The organism is Streptosporangium sp. NPDC048886 (assembly GCF_055586905.1).
The window spans coordinates 40,125-53,051 of record NZ_JBVJHH010000006.1 but is presented as its reverse complement, the minus strand read 5'-3'; the positions used below and the strand labels follow the sequence as shown (position 1 = coordinate 53,051).

The following is a 12,927-nucleotide window of genomic DNA, read 5'->3' as shown; positions in this document are numbered from 1 at the left end:
CGCGCTCCACGGCGCCCCGGCCGGATCGGCCGGACGCCGCCGGGGAGGCGCCGCTCACGCGTCGCGCAGCCGTAGCAGCACCCCGCCGCCCAGCAGCGCCGCGGCGGTCCAGGCGGTGAGCACGCCGAGGCCCGCCCACGGGCTGAGGGGCAGCTTGGACAGACCGGTGGTCGCCTGGATGGCGAGCCCCGCGTTCATCGGTGAGATCCGCCACAGGAGCAGCTGCCAGTCCGGGTCGGAGATCACGAAGGGGAGCACCGAGAGGACGTAGAGCAGGCCGAACACGGCTCCGATGGCCGCCGCCGAGTCCCGCACGACGGTGGCGACGCCAAGGCTGAACAGGGCGATCAGCGCGAGATAGAGCACCGAACCGACGGCCGCGCGGAGCGTCGGCCCGTCGGCCAGGGACAGCGGCGGCTGGCCGTGCGCGGCGGTGAAGCCGTTGCCGGGCAGGATGAGCCGGCCGGCCAGCACGGACCCGAGCACGGCGACGGTCCCCGCGGCCGTCGTCAGGCCGGTGAGGACGGCCGCCTTGGCGGCCAGGACGGTGGTCCGGCGCGGCATCGCCGCCAGGGTGGTGCGGATCATGCCGGTGCCGTACTCGCCGCTGACCGCCAGCACGGCCAGGACGGCGACGGCCGCCTGGCCCAGCTGGACCCCGATGAGGCTCAGTTTGGGGACGTCGTAGCCGCATCCCGCCGGCGGGCAGGACACGGTGGCCGCCGCCGCCGCGCTCGCCGCCGTGGTCAGCGCGATGAGGGCGAGCAGCAGCCAGCCGGTGCCCGGCACGGTGCGTAGTTTCGTCCACTCCGCGTGCAGTTGTTGTCTCACGCGTCCCTCCGGCGGAACCGGAAGACGGCCAGGCCGAGGGCGAGCGCGGCGTAGCCGCAGAGCACGGCGAGACCGGCCCACGGCGCCAGCGGGTAGTAGCCGGCCTGCGGCACGTAGTTGCCGAGCACGTGCGAGTACTCGGGAATGCTCTGCTGGACCGCGAATCCGGCGGCGGGGGTGAGCCGCAGCAGCCACTGCGCCACGCCCGCGGGCAGCACGGAGGCGGTCGCCAGGATGTGGGGCAGCACGATCATCGCGATGGCGGCGGTGACCGCCGGGGCGCTGCGCCGGAACAGGGCACCGAGGGCGAGGGCGAAGACGGCGGCGGCGGCGAGCAGCGCCGCGAAACCGGCCACCACGCGCACCTCGGTGAGCGCGCTCACCGGAAGGACGTAGTTGCCGTTGGCGCGCAGGATCCGCGTGCCGATCGCGACCGACGCCGCGGCGGCGGCCAGCCCGGCGACGAAGGTCACCGCGGCGACCACGACGGCCTTGGCCGCCAGCGTCCGGCCGCGCCGGGGGCCGGCGAGCAGGGTGGTGCGGATCAGGCCCCGCCGGTACTCGGCGGTGATGAACAGCACCGCCACGACGATCACGACGATCAGCCCGGCCAGCGCGCCGGAGAAGGTGTTCTCGATGCGCTGGCCGTTCTCGTCCGGCCCTATGTCGCCGACCCCGGTCACGGTGAACCTGCCGCCGGACTGCTCGGACCTGCCCGGATGGTGGGGCGATCCGTCGAGCTCGGTGGTGACCCCGATGTCGTCGTGGCTCCACGCGCCGCCGGATGCCCGTCCCCCCAGGCTCACCTGGTCGAAGACGGCGGTGGCCTCGGCGAAACGCTCTTCCGCGATGGTCCCGCCGAAGTCGCCCTGGGTCACCGTCAGATCCCCCGGGGAGGCGGCGAACAGCCCGATGCGCACCGTGGAGGGCAGACCGGCCAGGCGGACCGCGCCGACTCTGGTCCACCGCCTGCCGTCGACCGATTCGTAGCCGGTGAACGTGTCACCCGAGCGGACCAGCCGCAGCCAGCGCGGGGACCGCGCCGAGACGCCGCCCGGGCGTCCCGCCGTGTCGTGGACGTAGTTGTGCTGCATCCGCACCCCGTGCTCGTCGGTGACCATCACCGCCGCGTACGGGGAGCCCTGCCGGGTGCTCTCCTTGATGATGACCCCGGCCTTCGCCCACGGCACGACCCCGGGGGCGACCCTCCTGACCCCCGGCGTGAGGTCGGCCAGCCGGATCTGGCCGGTCATGGAGGTCACGCGGACGGTGATGCCGCCGTCCCCCTCCAGCTGCCGGTGCACGAAGTAGAACTTGTCGCTCACCGCCTGGCCGTCCGGTCCCAGCGGGGGAGTGGGGCAGGCGACCTCGACCGGACCCTTGCTGCAGGAGGTGTGGCTGCCCGAGGCTGTGAGCAGCCCGAGCAGCACGATGACCAGCGCCGCGGCCACCATGCCGAGCACCCAGCCGCGGACCGTCCGGAACTTGGTCCACTCCGCGCGCACCAAGTGCGCCATGCCGTCGCGCCCGGCCCGCAGGCCCGAGCGGTAGGGGGTGGTGGTGCCGGCGGTCATCGTGCCGCCTCCTGCTCCGCGGCGGCGCGGAACTCCACCGCGTCCCGGGTCAGCTCCATGTAGGCCTCCTCCAGCGTCGCGCGATGGGCAGCCACCTCGGAGAACGGCACCGCGTTCTGGCCGAGCAGCGCCACGATGCGCTCGGCCGCCGGCCCGGAGACGGTGAGCGTGTCCCGGCCGTTGACGGCCACGGTGGCGCCGGCGCGGGCCAGCACCGCCATCGCCTCCGACCGCGCCGAGGTCCGCAGCGTGACCCGGCCGCGGGACGCGGTCGCGATCAGCTCGGCCACGCCCGTGTCCGCGACGACCCGTCCCCGCCCCACCACCACGAGATGACCGGCGGTGTCCTGCAGTTCGCTCATCAGGTGGCTGGAGACCAGGACGGCGCGCCCCTCGGCGGCCAGCGACCGCAGGAGACCGCGCATCCACACGATGCCCTCGGGGTCCAGGCCGTTGGTCGGCTCGTCGAGCATGAGCACCGGCGGGTCGCCGAGCAGCGCCGCGGCGATCCCGAGCCGCTGCCGCATGCCCAGGGAGTAGCCGCCCGCCCTGCGCCGGGCCACCGGACCCAGGCCGACCCGCTCGATCACCTCGTCGACCCGCTTCGCGCCCAGGCCCTGGGAGTGGGCCAGCCACAGCAGGTGGTTGCGGGCGGTACGGCTCGGCTGCAGCGCGGCGGCGTCCAGCAGCGCCCCGACATGGCACAGCGGCCGGCGCAGGCTCCGGTACGGCCGGCCGCCGACCAGCGCGCTGCCCTCATCGGCCGCGTCCAGGCCCAGGATCACCCGCATGGTGGTGGACTTTCCCGCACCGTTGGGGCCGACGAAGCCGGTGACCTGCCCCGGCGTCACGGTGAAGGACATCCCGTCCAGGGCCGTGGTCTGGCCGAAGCGCTTGCGCAGCCCGGCGACTTCGATGGTTGCTCGCATGCCAGGCAGATTAGGCAGCGGGCGGGGGCGCGGTCGTCCCGCCGCCGAGCCATCTTCGCCGTCACTGGGGTGAGGGACGTCCCGTCCCTCACGTGAGGGACGCCGGAACGCCGGACAGCCGGGACAATGGCCTCTGTGAACTCAGCGGACGACCGGCTCGGCGGATGGGCCGCCGGATGGCGGCGGATCGCCGCGGCTCCGCACGCGCCCGTCGTGGCCGGCGTGCTGCCGGCGCTGCTCGCGCTGGCCGAGTCGATCGCGCATGCCCGGGGCACACCGGCGGCGCATCCGTTCGGACACACCGTGAGCCGGCCGGTGAGCGAGACGGTCGTGCACCTCGGGAGCACGCCTCCGACCGGCAACACCGGCACCGCGCTGTACCTCGTGGTGTTCGGCCTGCTCGGCCTGGCCACCACGCTGCCGATCGCGCTGCTGTGGAGGCAGCCGGCCGCGGCCGCCGTGGCCGTCTCCGCGTCGGTCGTGCTGTCGCTCACGGCCTTCCAGACGCTGACCGTGGCGGGCCTGGGGGCACAGCTGATCGCCGGATACCGGCTCGGCCGCGGCGGACCGTGGCTGCCGGCCGTACTTCTCGCCGCGCCGTTCCCGGTGCTGGCACTGGCCGGCCCGGCAGGCGGCGAGGTGGGGGTCCGCACCCTGCTGCTGGCCTCTCTGGCGCCGGCGGCGGCCCTGGCCGGGATCGCCCGGCGCGCGCACGGCGAGGCCCTGGAGAACACGGCCGCCCGGCAGGTCATCGCCGACACCCTGCTGGAGCACACCGCGCGCGGCGAGCGCGCCCGCATCGCCCGCGAGCTGCACGACGTCGTCGCCCACCACATCTCCATGGTCGCGGTGCAGGCGGAGACGGCCCGGCTGGCCGTGCCCGGGATGCCGGCCGCCGGCGCGGAGCGGCTGTCCGCCATAGGCGACACCGCCCGGGCGGCGCTGACCGAGATGCGGCGGCTGCTCGGCGTGCTGCGCGAGGACGCGGCCGCGGACGCAGCCGACCGGCAGCCCCAGCCGGGCCTGCGCCTGGGGGAGCTCAACCAGCTGCTCGACGAGTCACGGGACGCCTCAGGGACGGGCATCCGCCTCATCCTCCACGGCGCGCCGGTCGTGCTCGACCCCGGCGTCGAGCTCGCCGCCTACCGCATCGTCCAGGAAGCTCTCACCAACGCCCGGCGGCACGCGCCGGGCGCCGCCGTCGACGTGGAGCTGCACTACACCGGCGACGCCCTGCGGCTGTCCGTCCGCGACAACGGACCCGGCCCGTCCACGGCGGCGCCCGCCGGCGGTCACGGCCTGTCCGGCATGCGAGAGCGTGCCGTGGCCGTCGGCGGCGAGCTGCGCACCGGCCCCGCCGCCGGCGGCGGCTTCCTCGTCGAGGCCCGCCTGCGGGGAAGGGCCGAGGCGGCCGGATGAGCGCTCAGTCTCCGGCGGTCCGGATCGTCGTCACCGACGATCATCCGGTGGTCCGCACCGGATTCGCCGAACTGCTCGGCACCCAGCCGGACTTCACCGTCGTCGGCACCGCCTCCGACGGGGCCGAGGCGGTGCGGATCTGCCACGAGCTGTCCCCCGACGTCGTCCTCATGGACGTCCGCATGCCGGGCATGGACGGCATCGAGGCCACCAGGCGGCTCGTCGGCTCCGCGGCCGCCGGTCCGCGCATCCTCATCCTGACCACCTTCGACCTGGACGAATACGTCTACGACGCGCTCCGCGCCGGGGCCAGCGGATTCCTGCTCAAGGATGTCACCGCCGAACGGCTCTTCGACGCGGTGCGCGTCATCGCCGCCGGCGAAGCGCTACTGGCCCCGGCGGTCACCCGCCGCCTCATCAGCGAGTTCGCCCAACTGCCCCGGAGGCCCGACACCGCCGCCGCCGCGCTCACCGCCCTCACCCCCCGCGAAACGCAGGTCCTGCGGCTCATCGCCGAGGGTCTGTCCAATCCGGAGATAGCAGGCCGGTTGACGGTCACGGAGGAGACGGTGAAGACGCACGTGAGCCGCGTGCTGGGCAAGCTCGGGCTGCGCGACAGGACGCAGGCGGTCGTCACCGCCTACGAGACAGGACTGGTCGTGCCGGGCTCCCGGACCCGGTGACCCTCCGGCCGGACGAGGTCGCGGCGTCCGAGCAGTCGGCGAGGGTCCTGGCGTCCACCGACTTCCAGCTCCCCTTCCCCCGCGGGCGCGGCAAGGCCGGCGCCTCCAGCTACGACAGCCCCTTCGAACACCGCGGATAGCCAGTCCGGCCATCCTGCGTTTAGGACGGTGCCATGGCCCTCCATCGGGGTGAACAGGCGCCGTCCTGGTGGGCGTTCGGCGCTCCGGACGTAGGGAGCTCCGGACGGACGTGGGGGAGAGGAGTCCATCACGCGGCTGAAGCGATGACTGTGCACACCCCCAGGAACGTCTCTCACGGCGGTGGCAGCTCTCCCGAGCCTCGGACGACGAGCTCCACCGGGACGGTCACCCGCTGCCGGGGGCGCCCCGGATCCCGCACCCGAGCGAGCAGCAGCTCCACCGCCATGCTGCCGAGGCGGGTGATGTCGTAGCGCACCACGGTGACTCCGGGCGTGAACACCCCCGCCATCTCGAAGTCGTCGAATCCGACGAAGGCCGGGCGCGGCCCCGGGTGGTTGCGCAGGGCCTGTATGAGCCCGATCGCGGCCCTGTTGTTGGTCATGAAGAACGCGGTCGGCGGGTCGGGCAGCGCGAGCAGCCGCAGCACCTCCTGCTCCACCTGCCAGGGGTCGAACACGCCGGTCAGGCACAGTGCCGGATCAACGGCGACTCCGGCGGCGCGCAGTGCCGTACGGTGTCCCTCGGCCCGGGCGCGTACCGAGCTCAACGGGTCGTTGTCCGAGATGAGGGCGATCCGCCGGTGACCGTAGGCGAGCAGATGCCGGGTGGCGAGCAGGCCACCCGCCTCGGCGTCGAGCAGCACGGCGTCCGTGTCGGGCAACCCCTCGGGCACGCGGTCGACGAACACCGCGGTGAGCCCGCTCGCGAGATATTCGGCCAGCCAGGTGTGATCCCCGGCGGTGGGGACGATGACCATGGCGTCGACGCCCCTGCCGTACATCGTGTTGATGAGCATGATCTCGCGGTCGGCCCGCTCTTCGTAGCTGCCGAACACCACCAGGGCCTCGTGGGCCGAGGCGGCCGTCTCGATGGCCTTGGCCAGGCGTGAGTAGAACTCGTTGGAGATGTTCTCGATCACCAGGCCCAGGGTGAGGACCGAATCGCCGCGTGCCAGTCGGCTGGCGGCCTCGTTGCGCCGGAAGCCCAGCGCAGTGATCGCGTCCTGGACGCGTCGCACCAGGTCCTGCCGCACGTGGGGCTCCTGATTCACCACCCGGGAGACCGTCTTGAGGCTGACCCCCGCGTGCTGGGCGACGTCAGCCATGGTGGTTCTTCGGCGGTTCATCCCCATCCTCTCCTGAATCGCCCGAGCGGGCTCCCCGGATCATGTTGTACCTTGCGCAGTCATGAACGGACACATCAACGACGACTGGATCTGCGGCCGGTACGGCGAGGACGGGCCCTGGATGCTGGGCGCGGTGAACCCGCCGGTCTTCGAGAACTCCCTGTTCACCTTTCCCACGGTGCAGGCGCTGTCGGAGAGCCTGGCGGACGAGGACGAGAAGTACGTCTACTCGCGCGGCACGAACCCCACCGTGGACCTGCTCCAGCGCAAACTCGCCGCGCTTGAACGGGGGGAGCGGGCCAAGTGTTTCGGGTCGGGGATGGGCGCCATCTCGGCGACGATCTCCTCGCTGGCCTCCGCGGGCGACCACGTGATCGTGGTGGGAGCGATCTACGGTCCGACCACCCAGTTCCTCCGCTACCTGGAGAAGTTCGGGGTATCGCATACGACGGTGCACACGGATAATCCTGACGTGCTTGACAGCGTTGTCAATCCGCGGACCAGAATGCTGTACCTGGAGTCGCCGTCGTACATGCGTTTCGGGATCATCGACCTCCGCGCCTTCACCGGGTGGGCGCGTGAGCGGGGCCTGACCACGGTGGTGGACAACACCTGGGCGACACCGATCTTCCAGAAACCGCTCACCATGGGCGCCGATCTGGTCGTGCACTCACTGTCGAAATACATCGGCGGCCACAGTGACCTGATCGGCGGTGTCGTGGTGGGCTCCACGCGGCTGATCCGGCCGATCGCGCTGACCGAATACCAGTTGTACGGCGCCGCCCTGTCGGCGCACGAGGCGGCGAAGGCGATCAAGGGGCTGCGTACCCTGCCCGTCCGCATGCAGGCGCACCAGGAGCGTGGCCTGCGGGTGGCGGAGTTCCTCGCCGAGCACCCGGCGGTCCGCGCGGTCAACCATCCTGGACTGCCGGGTCATCCGGGACACGAGCTCGCCCGTGCGCAGATGACCGGCTTCTCCGCTCTCTTCAGCATCGAACTGGACACCGAGGAGATCACGGAGGTGACCCGTTTCGTGGACGCCCTGCGACACTTCCGCGTCGGCGTCTCGTGGGGCGGATTCGAGAGCCTGGTCATCGCGCCCGCGCTCACCGTGCGGGAGTCCCTGCGGGCCACGATGGGCATTCCGCTGGGGTTGGTCCGACTCTCGGTGGGGCTGGAGGACGCCGACACGCTGATCGCCGACCTCGCCGAGGCGCTGAAGGCATCTTGACGGATCGCGGACGGTTCCATGTAGCATCCCCGTCATTCAGCGCTGTGACAGCGCTGTCAACGGACCATCTCTGGGGAGACCATGAGAAGACTCCACAGGCTCGCCATCCCGCTGGTCGGTGTGCTGACCATGACACCGGTCGGCTGCGGTTCCGACGACGACGCCGGCACGGTCCGGCTGCGCATGATCGAGAGCCTCACCAGCCCGGACCGCACCAAGCTGATCAGACAACTGCTCTCCGACTTCGAGCGGCAGAACCCGGGGATCAAGGTCGAGCTGGTCTCGCCGCCCCTGGAGAACGCCGACCGGAAGATCACCCAGGTGCTGCAGACCAAGAAGGACCTCGACGTGCTGGAGGTCCGCGACCACACCGCCAAGTCGTTCTCCAACAACGGCTGGCTGGCCGAGATCCCGGTGCAGGGCTGGCCCGGCTGGAGCGGGCTGACCGAACTCGCCAGGAAGAAGGCGGCCGAGGTGGGCGGCAAGCCGTACCTCATCCCCTACGGCTTCTACGAGAAGGTGCTCTTCTACCGGTCGGACTGGCTGCGCGAGGCCGGCGTCGCGCAGGCGCCCACCACGTGGCAGGAGGTCTACGACACCGCCAAGAACTTGACCGACAAGGGCAGGCGGCGCTACGGCTACTCCTTCCGAGGCGGCAAGGGCGGCTTCGACTACGCCGTCCTGATCGTCAGCGCGTTCAACGGCGACAAGGTGGACCCGGGCAGGTCGTTCTTTCTGAAGGACGGCAAGACGATCTGGTCCACGCCGGAGGCCGCGCAGGCCATGAACCTGTTCCTGAGCCTGTTCAAGGAGGCTTCCCCCGCCGACTCGGTCTCGTGGAGCTTCCCGGAGATGGTGCAGGGCTTCACCGCCAACGTCACCGGCATGCTCATCCAGGACCCCGAAGTGATCAAGACGGTCCAGGAGAGCGGCATCGCGAAGGACGGGTGGAGCACCGTCCCGATCCCCAAGGGGCCTGGCGGGTACGCGCTACAGCCCGTCGGATACGCCGGCTGGGGCGTGACGTCCTTCAGCGCGCACAAGGCCGAGGCGGTCAAACTCGTCGAGTTCCTCAGCGAGGACGCGCAGAGTACGAAGTTCGCCAAGGGCAACTCGCTCATCCCGATCGCCACGGCCGCCCAGCAGGATCCCCAGTTCTCGGGGGGAGCCTGGAAGGCGTATTTGGACGCCCAGCAGGACGACAAGCAGGTGATCACAGTTCGGCCGGTCGACTACCCGGGGTGGAGCGAGTGGCAGCAGGCCGCCGACAAGGACATCCAGTCCCTGCTGACCGGTGACAGGACGGTCGCGGACGTACTGAGCGCCTGGGACGCGTTCTGGACCGATCAGGCGAAGAAGAAGACGTCGTGACAGCGGTCAGGGAAATCGGCTCGCGCGGGCGGTCCGCCGCCCGCGCGGCCCGGCCGGCCTTCGACGGGCGGCGAGCCCGGTTCATCGCGCTCTGTCTGCTGCCCGGGGTCGTGTTCGTCGCCGCGTTCACGTACTACCCCATGATCCGGGGCGGTGTGATCGCGTTCCAGCGCTACAACCTGTTCGACCTGACGGCCACGCCGTTCGCCGGGCTGGAGAACTTCCGCGCGGTCCTCGCCGACGACCGGTTCTGGACCGCGCTCGGCAACACCGGGATCTGGGTGGCCGTGTCCCTGACCTTCCAGTTCGTGCTCGGCTTCGGCCTGGCCCTGCTGCTGCGGCGGCACTTCCGCGGTCGCGGGCTCTACCAGGCGTGGGTGTTCTTCCCCTGGGCCATGTCGGGCTTCCTCATCGGGTTGCTGTGGCGCTGGATGTTCAACGGCGAGTTCGGCGTCGTCAACGACCTGTTGATCAAGGCCGGCCTGGTCGACGAGCCGATCGGCTTCCTCTCCTCGCCGGGGTGGGCGATGACCTCGATCATCATCGCCAACGTCTGGTACGGCGTGACGTTCTTCGCCATCATGATCATCGCGGCCCTTCAGTCCGTGCCACGGGAACTGTATGAGGCGGCGGACGTCGACGGAGCCTCCCGGGTCAAGCAGTTCGTGCACGTGACGCTGCCGGCGATCCGGACCACCCTGGTGCTCATCGTGCTGCTGCGAATCATCTGGATCCTCAACTTCCCCGATCTCATCTACTCGATGACCGGCGGCGGCCCGGCCGGGAGCACGCACATCGCCACGACCTACCTCATCGAGCAGGTGCAGAACGGCGACTACGGGAAGGCGGGCGCGGTCGGCGTCTTCGTGCTCGGGCTGCTGCTGTCGTTCAGCGTCTTCTATCTCAACGCCACCCGATTCGAGAAGGCGAGGGACTGACCCGTGCACCGCCCGACCTCGCTGATCGCCCGGACCGCGAAGGCCGTCGTCCTCGGTATCTGGTTACTGATCACTGTCTTCCCGCTCTACTGGATCCTGGTCACCTCGCTGAAACCCACCTCGGAGATCTTCGCGGTGCCGTTGCGCTACCTGCCCGGCAGCGTCACGCTGGACCACTACCGCGAGCTGTTCTCCTTCTCCTCGTTCGGCACGTATCTCGTCAACAGCCTGATCGTCTCGCTGGTGTCGGGCGTCGTGGTCACCGTGATCGGCGTGCTCGGCGGCTACGTGCTGGCCCGTTTCCACTTCCCCGGGCGTGGCGCACTCATGCTCGCCTATCTGGTCACCCAGATGATCCCGCTGTTCATCGCGCTGGGCCCGCTGTATCTGATGATGTCCGGCCTCGGGCTGCTCAACCGGCTCAGCGGGCTGATGCTGGTCTACGTCGCCATGCTTGTGCCGTTCTCGACGATCATCATGCGCGGCTTCTACGAACGCGTTCCGACCGCGCTCGAAGAGGCCGCCATGGTCGACGGATGCTCGCGGCTGACGGCGATGGTGCGCGTGGTCGTGCCCGTCATGTTGCCCGGCATCGCCGCCACGTTCATCTTCGGCTCCGTGCAGTGCTGGAACGAGCTCTTCCTCGCCATCGCCTTCATCGACAGCGAGGAGACCAAGACCATCCCGGTCGCGATGAACTCGTTCATCACGCAGTACGACATCGACTGGGGTCCGATGGCGGCGGCCACGGTGATTTCGATCATCCCTACGCTGGTGCTTTTCTCGTTCGCCCGCCGCTACATCGTGGAGGGTCTCACATCCGGCGCGGTCAAGGGCTGAATGATCACCTGCCGGGGACGCCTTGGACGGTGACTCATTCGGTGAGTCGGCGGTGGCGAATGAGGGCGGATCCCGAGGTCACGGGGGCGTGGTGCGGTGGCCGCGGAAGGCGGCCTCCAGGGCGATACGCCAGTGGCGGTCGGCCTGATCGCCGTCGGCCAGGGCGCCCCGCAGCTCCAGGCTCGCCAGCCCGTGCACCAGGGCGTTGAAGTGGACGGCGACATCGTAGGGGTCGGACGGGACGAACCGGCCCGTGTCGATGCACCGCGCGACGGCGTGGACCAGGGTGTCGAACGTCCCCTGGATCTGCGCCAAGGCCGCGTCGTCGGGCCGGAAGTCCGCGATGGGACGTCCGAACATCAACTCGTACAGATGGGGGTTGGCCAGGGCGCAGGCCCGATAGGCGTGTCCGAGTGCCATCAGATCGGCCTCCGGATCGCCGTCGTGAGGCACCGTGGCGAACTCCTGGGCGAGGCGGGCGAACCCCTCCAGGAACATCGCCCGCAGCAGGCCGGCCTTGTCGCCGAAGAGGCTGTACACGGCGGTCGTCGAACTCCCCACCTCCTGGGCCACCCGCCTGGTGCTCAGCGCCTGCGGGCCTTCCTCGGCGAGCAGCCGCCCAGCGACGTCCAGCAGGTCTCGGCGCAGCTCTTCGTAGTCACGTGTGCGGGGGCGTCCCATTTGACAAGCCTATCGTAACACTGTTTTATAACGACGTTACGAAACGACTCCTCCTTCATGGACGCCGATGCGCCGTAGAGGGAACCACATCGGGAGGCCCTCGTGTCCGCTGCATCCGAACTGCACGTCGTCCTCGGCGCCGGAGGCGCCATCGGCAGCTCCGTGGTGCGCGAGCTGGTCTCCCGCGGACTCCGCGTCCGCGCGGTCAACCGCAGCGGCCGGGTTCCGGCGCTGCGCGGTGTCGAGGCCCACCGGGGGGACGTCACCTCGACCGTCGGCGCCAAGACCGCGTGCGAGGGCGCCGACGTCGTCTACCACTGCGCCACCCCCGCCTACGACCGGTGGACGCAGGAGTTCCCCCGCATGACCGACGCGGTGCGCAAGGGCGCGGCCGCCTCGGGCGCCAAACTGGTCTTCGCCGACAACCTGTACATGTACGGCCCGGTCGGCATGCCCATGACCGAGGACATGCCGTACGCCGCCCGCAATCCCAAGGGCCGCGTCCGCGCGGAGATGGCCGAGGCGCTCCTGGCGGCACACCGCTCCGGCGACCTGCGCGTCGCCATCGGCAGGGCGTCCGACTACTACGGTCCCGGTGGTGTCAACACCATCGTCGGCGCGGCGGTGTTCGGTGCCGCGCTCCGCGGGAAGGTCGCCCGCTGGGTCGGGCCGCTCGACCAGCCCCACTCCTTCAGCTACCTGCCCGACATCGCCAGAGGACTCGTGACGCTCGGTGGCGACGCGCGGGCGGACGGCCAGGCATGGCACCTTCCGGCGGCAGAACCCCTGACGGGCGAGCAGTTCCTCGACCTGGTGTTCGCGGAACTCGGCCGCCCCGGCAGGTCCGCGTCCGTCGGGCGCCTCATGCAGCGCGCCATCGGACTGGTGAATCCCACCGTCCGCGCCCTCGGTGAGACCTGGTACCAGCGCGACCGCCCCTTCGTGACCGATGCCTCGAAGTTCATGCACACCTTCGGCCCGTTCGACACCACGTCGCACCCCGACGCCGTCGCCGCCACCCTCGACTGGTACCGCGCGGCCGCCACGCCGTGACCGGGACGCCCTCCGGGCGGCCGTGGCCGGAGACGGCTCCGCCTGGGGTC

General features: G+C 70.8%; 13 protein-coding genes. 8 read left to right on the top strand and 5 right to left on the bottom strand.

Annotated elements, in window-relative coordinates:
- Nucleotides 1–54: 54 nt before the first annotated feature.
- From ACZ6R6_RS08880 to ACZ6R6_RS08870, 3 genes are read right to left on the bottom strand one after another with little or no spacing between them, the layout of a single operon-like run.
- Nucleotides 55–831, bottom strand: coding sequence for an ABC transporter permease (locus tag ACZ6R6_RS08880; RefSeq protein WP_470091456.1), 777 nt, complete (start codon nucleotides 829–831; stop codon nucleotides 55–57).
- The gene (locus tag ACZ6R6_RS08875; protein WP_470091454.1) at nucleotides 828–2,405 is read right to left on the bottom strand and encodes an ABC transporter permease subunit; all 1,578 of its coding nucleotides are present in this window, start codon (nucleotides 2,403–2,405) and stop codon (nucleotides 828–830) included. The genes ACZ6R6_RS08880 and ACZ6R6_RS08875 overlap by 4 nt, the downstream gene beginning before the upstream one ends.
- A complete protein-coding gene (locus ACZ6R6_RS08870; protein WP_470091452.1) occupies nucleotides 2,402–3,334 on the bottom strand; it encodes an ATP-binding cassette domain-containing protein in 933 nt (310 codons plus the stop codon). Before ACZ6R6_RS08870 ends, ACZ6R6_RS08875 begins: the two co-directional genes overlap by 4 nt.
- Nucleotides 3,335–3,469: 135 nt before the next feature.
- Between ACZ6R6_RS08870 and ACZ6R6_RS08865 the strand changes: the two genes are divergently transcribed.
- The 3 genes from ACZ6R6_RS08865 to ACZ6R6_RS08855 are packed head-to-tail and all read left to right on the top strand — an operon-like array spanning nucleotide 3,470 to nucleotide 5,576.
- Complete coding sequence (locus ACZ6R6_RS08865; protein ID WP_470091450.1) at nucleotides 3,470–4,753, top strand: sensor histidine kinase; 1,284 nt, start codon at nucleotides 3,470–3,472, stop codon at nucleotides 4,751–4,753.
- Nucleotides 4,750–5,436, top strand: a complete 687-nt coding sequence (locus ACZ6R6_RS08860; protein ID WP_470091448.1) for a response regulator — start codon at nucleotides 4,750–4,752, stop codon at nucleotides 5,434–5,436. Before ACZ6R6_RS08865 ends, ACZ6R6_RS08860 begins: the two co-directional genes overlap by 4 nt.
- A complete protein-coding gene (locus ACZ6R6_RS08855; protein ID WP_470091446.1) occupies nucleotides 5,433–5,576 on the top strand; it encodes a hypothetical protein in 144 nt (47 codons plus the stop codon). The genes ACZ6R6_RS08860 and ACZ6R6_RS08855 overlap by 4 nt, the downstream gene beginning before the upstream one ends.
- 173 nt (nucleotides 5,577–5,749) lie before the next feature.
- Here ACZ6R6_RS08855 and ACZ6R6_RS08850 read toward each other — a convergent pair whose 3' ends face one another.
- Nucleotides 5,750–6,763 (bottom strand): LacI family DNA-binding transcriptional regulator, encoded by a 1,014-nt coding sequence (locus ACZ6R6_RS08850; protein ID WP_470091444.1) that lies wholly within the window; start codon nucleotides 6,761–6,763, stop codon nucleotides 5,750–5,752.
- Between the two features lie 61 nt (nucleotides 6,764–6,824).
- Here ACZ6R6_RS08850 and ACZ6R6_RS08845 point away from each other — a divergent pair, with 61 nt between their 5' ends.
- From ACZ6R6_RS08845 to ACZ6R6_RS08830, 4 genes are all read left to right on the top strand, one after another.
- A complete protein-coding gene (locus ACZ6R6_RS08845; RefSeq protein WP_470091442.1) occupies nucleotides 6,825–7,994 on the top strand; it encodes a trans-sulfuration enzyme family protein in 1,170 nt (389 codons plus the stop codon).
- A gap of 81 nt (nucleotides 7,995–8,075) precedes the next feature.
- Nucleotides 8,076–9,365, top strand: a complete 1,290-nt coding sequence (locus ACZ6R6_RS08840) for an ABC transporter substrate-binding protein (protein ID WP_470091440.1) — start codon at nucleotides 8,076–8,078, stop codon at nucleotides 9,363–9,365.
- Nucleotides 9,362–10,303, top strand: a complete 942-nt coding sequence (locus tag ACZ6R6_RS08835) for a carbohydrate ABC transporter permease (RefSeq protein WP_470091438.1) — start codon at nucleotides 9,362–9,364, stop codon at nucleotides 10,301–10,303. Before ACZ6R6_RS08840 ends, ACZ6R6_RS08835 begins: the two co-directional genes overlap by 4 nt.
- A 3-nt stretch (nucleotides 10,304–10,306) precedes the next feature.
- A complete protein-coding gene (locus tag ACZ6R6_RS08830) occupies nucleotides 10,307–11,143 on the top strand; it encodes a carbohydrate ABC transporter permease (protein ID WP_470091436.1) in 837 nt (278 codons plus the stop codon).
- Nucleotides 11,144–11,221: 78 nt separating this feature from the next.
- On the opposite strand, the gene ACZ6R6_RS08825 is transcribed toward ACZ6R6_RS08830, so the two are convergent.
- Nucleotides 11,222–11,824 (bottom strand): TetR/AcrR family transcriptional regulator, encoded by a 603-nt coding sequence (locus tag ACZ6R6_RS08825; RefSeq protein ID WP_470091434.1) that lies wholly within the window; start codon nucleotides 11,822–11,824, stop codon nucleotides 11,222–11,224.
- Between the two features lie 102 nt (nucleotides 11,825–11,926).
- On the opposite strand from ACZ6R6_RS08825, the gene ACZ6R6_RS08820 reads away from it, so the two are divergent.
- Nucleotides 11,927–12,877, top strand: coding sequence for an NAD-dependent epimerase/dehydratase family protein (locus ACZ6R6_RS08820; protein WP_470091432.1), 951 nt, complete (start codon nucleotides 11,927–11,929; stop codon nucleotides 12,875–12,877).
- The last annotated feature ends 50 nt before the right edge of the window (nucleotides 12,878–12,927 follow it).

What these genes read in the sequence shown, in the direction of transcription:
- ACZ6R6_RS08875 (WP_470091454.1), bottom strand. Translation starts at nt 2,405, where the DNA reads ATGACCGCCGGCACCACCACCCCCTACCGCTCGGGCCTGCGGGCCGGG.
- ACZ6R6_RS08870 (WP_470091452.1), bottom strand. Translation starts at nt 3,334, where the DNA reads ATGCGAGCAACCATCGAAGTCGCCGGGCTGCGCAAGCGCTTCGGCCAG.
- ACZ6R6_RS08860 (WP_470091448.1), top strand. Translation starts at nt 4,750, where the DNA reads ATGAGCGCTCAGTCTCCGGCGGTCCGGATCGTCGTCACCGACGATCAT.
- ACZ6R6_RS08850 (WP_470091444.1), bottom strand. Translation starts at nt 6,763, where the DNA reads ATGAACCGCCGAAGAACCACCATGGCTGACGTCGCCCAGCACGCGGGG.
- ACZ6R6_RS08845 (WP_470091442.1), top strand. Translation starts at nt 6,825, where the DNA reads ATGAACGGACACATCAACGACGACTGGATCTGCGGCCGGTACGGCGAG.
- ACZ6R6_RS08840 (WP_470091440.1), top strand. Translation starts at nt 8,076, where the DNA reads ATGAGAAGACTCCACAGGCTCGCCATCCCGCTGGTCGGTGTGCTGACC.
- ACZ6R6_RS08825 (WP_470091434.1), bottom strand. Translation starts at nt 11,824, where the DNA reads ATGGGACGCCCCCGCACACGTGACTACGAAGAGCTGCGCCGAGACCTG.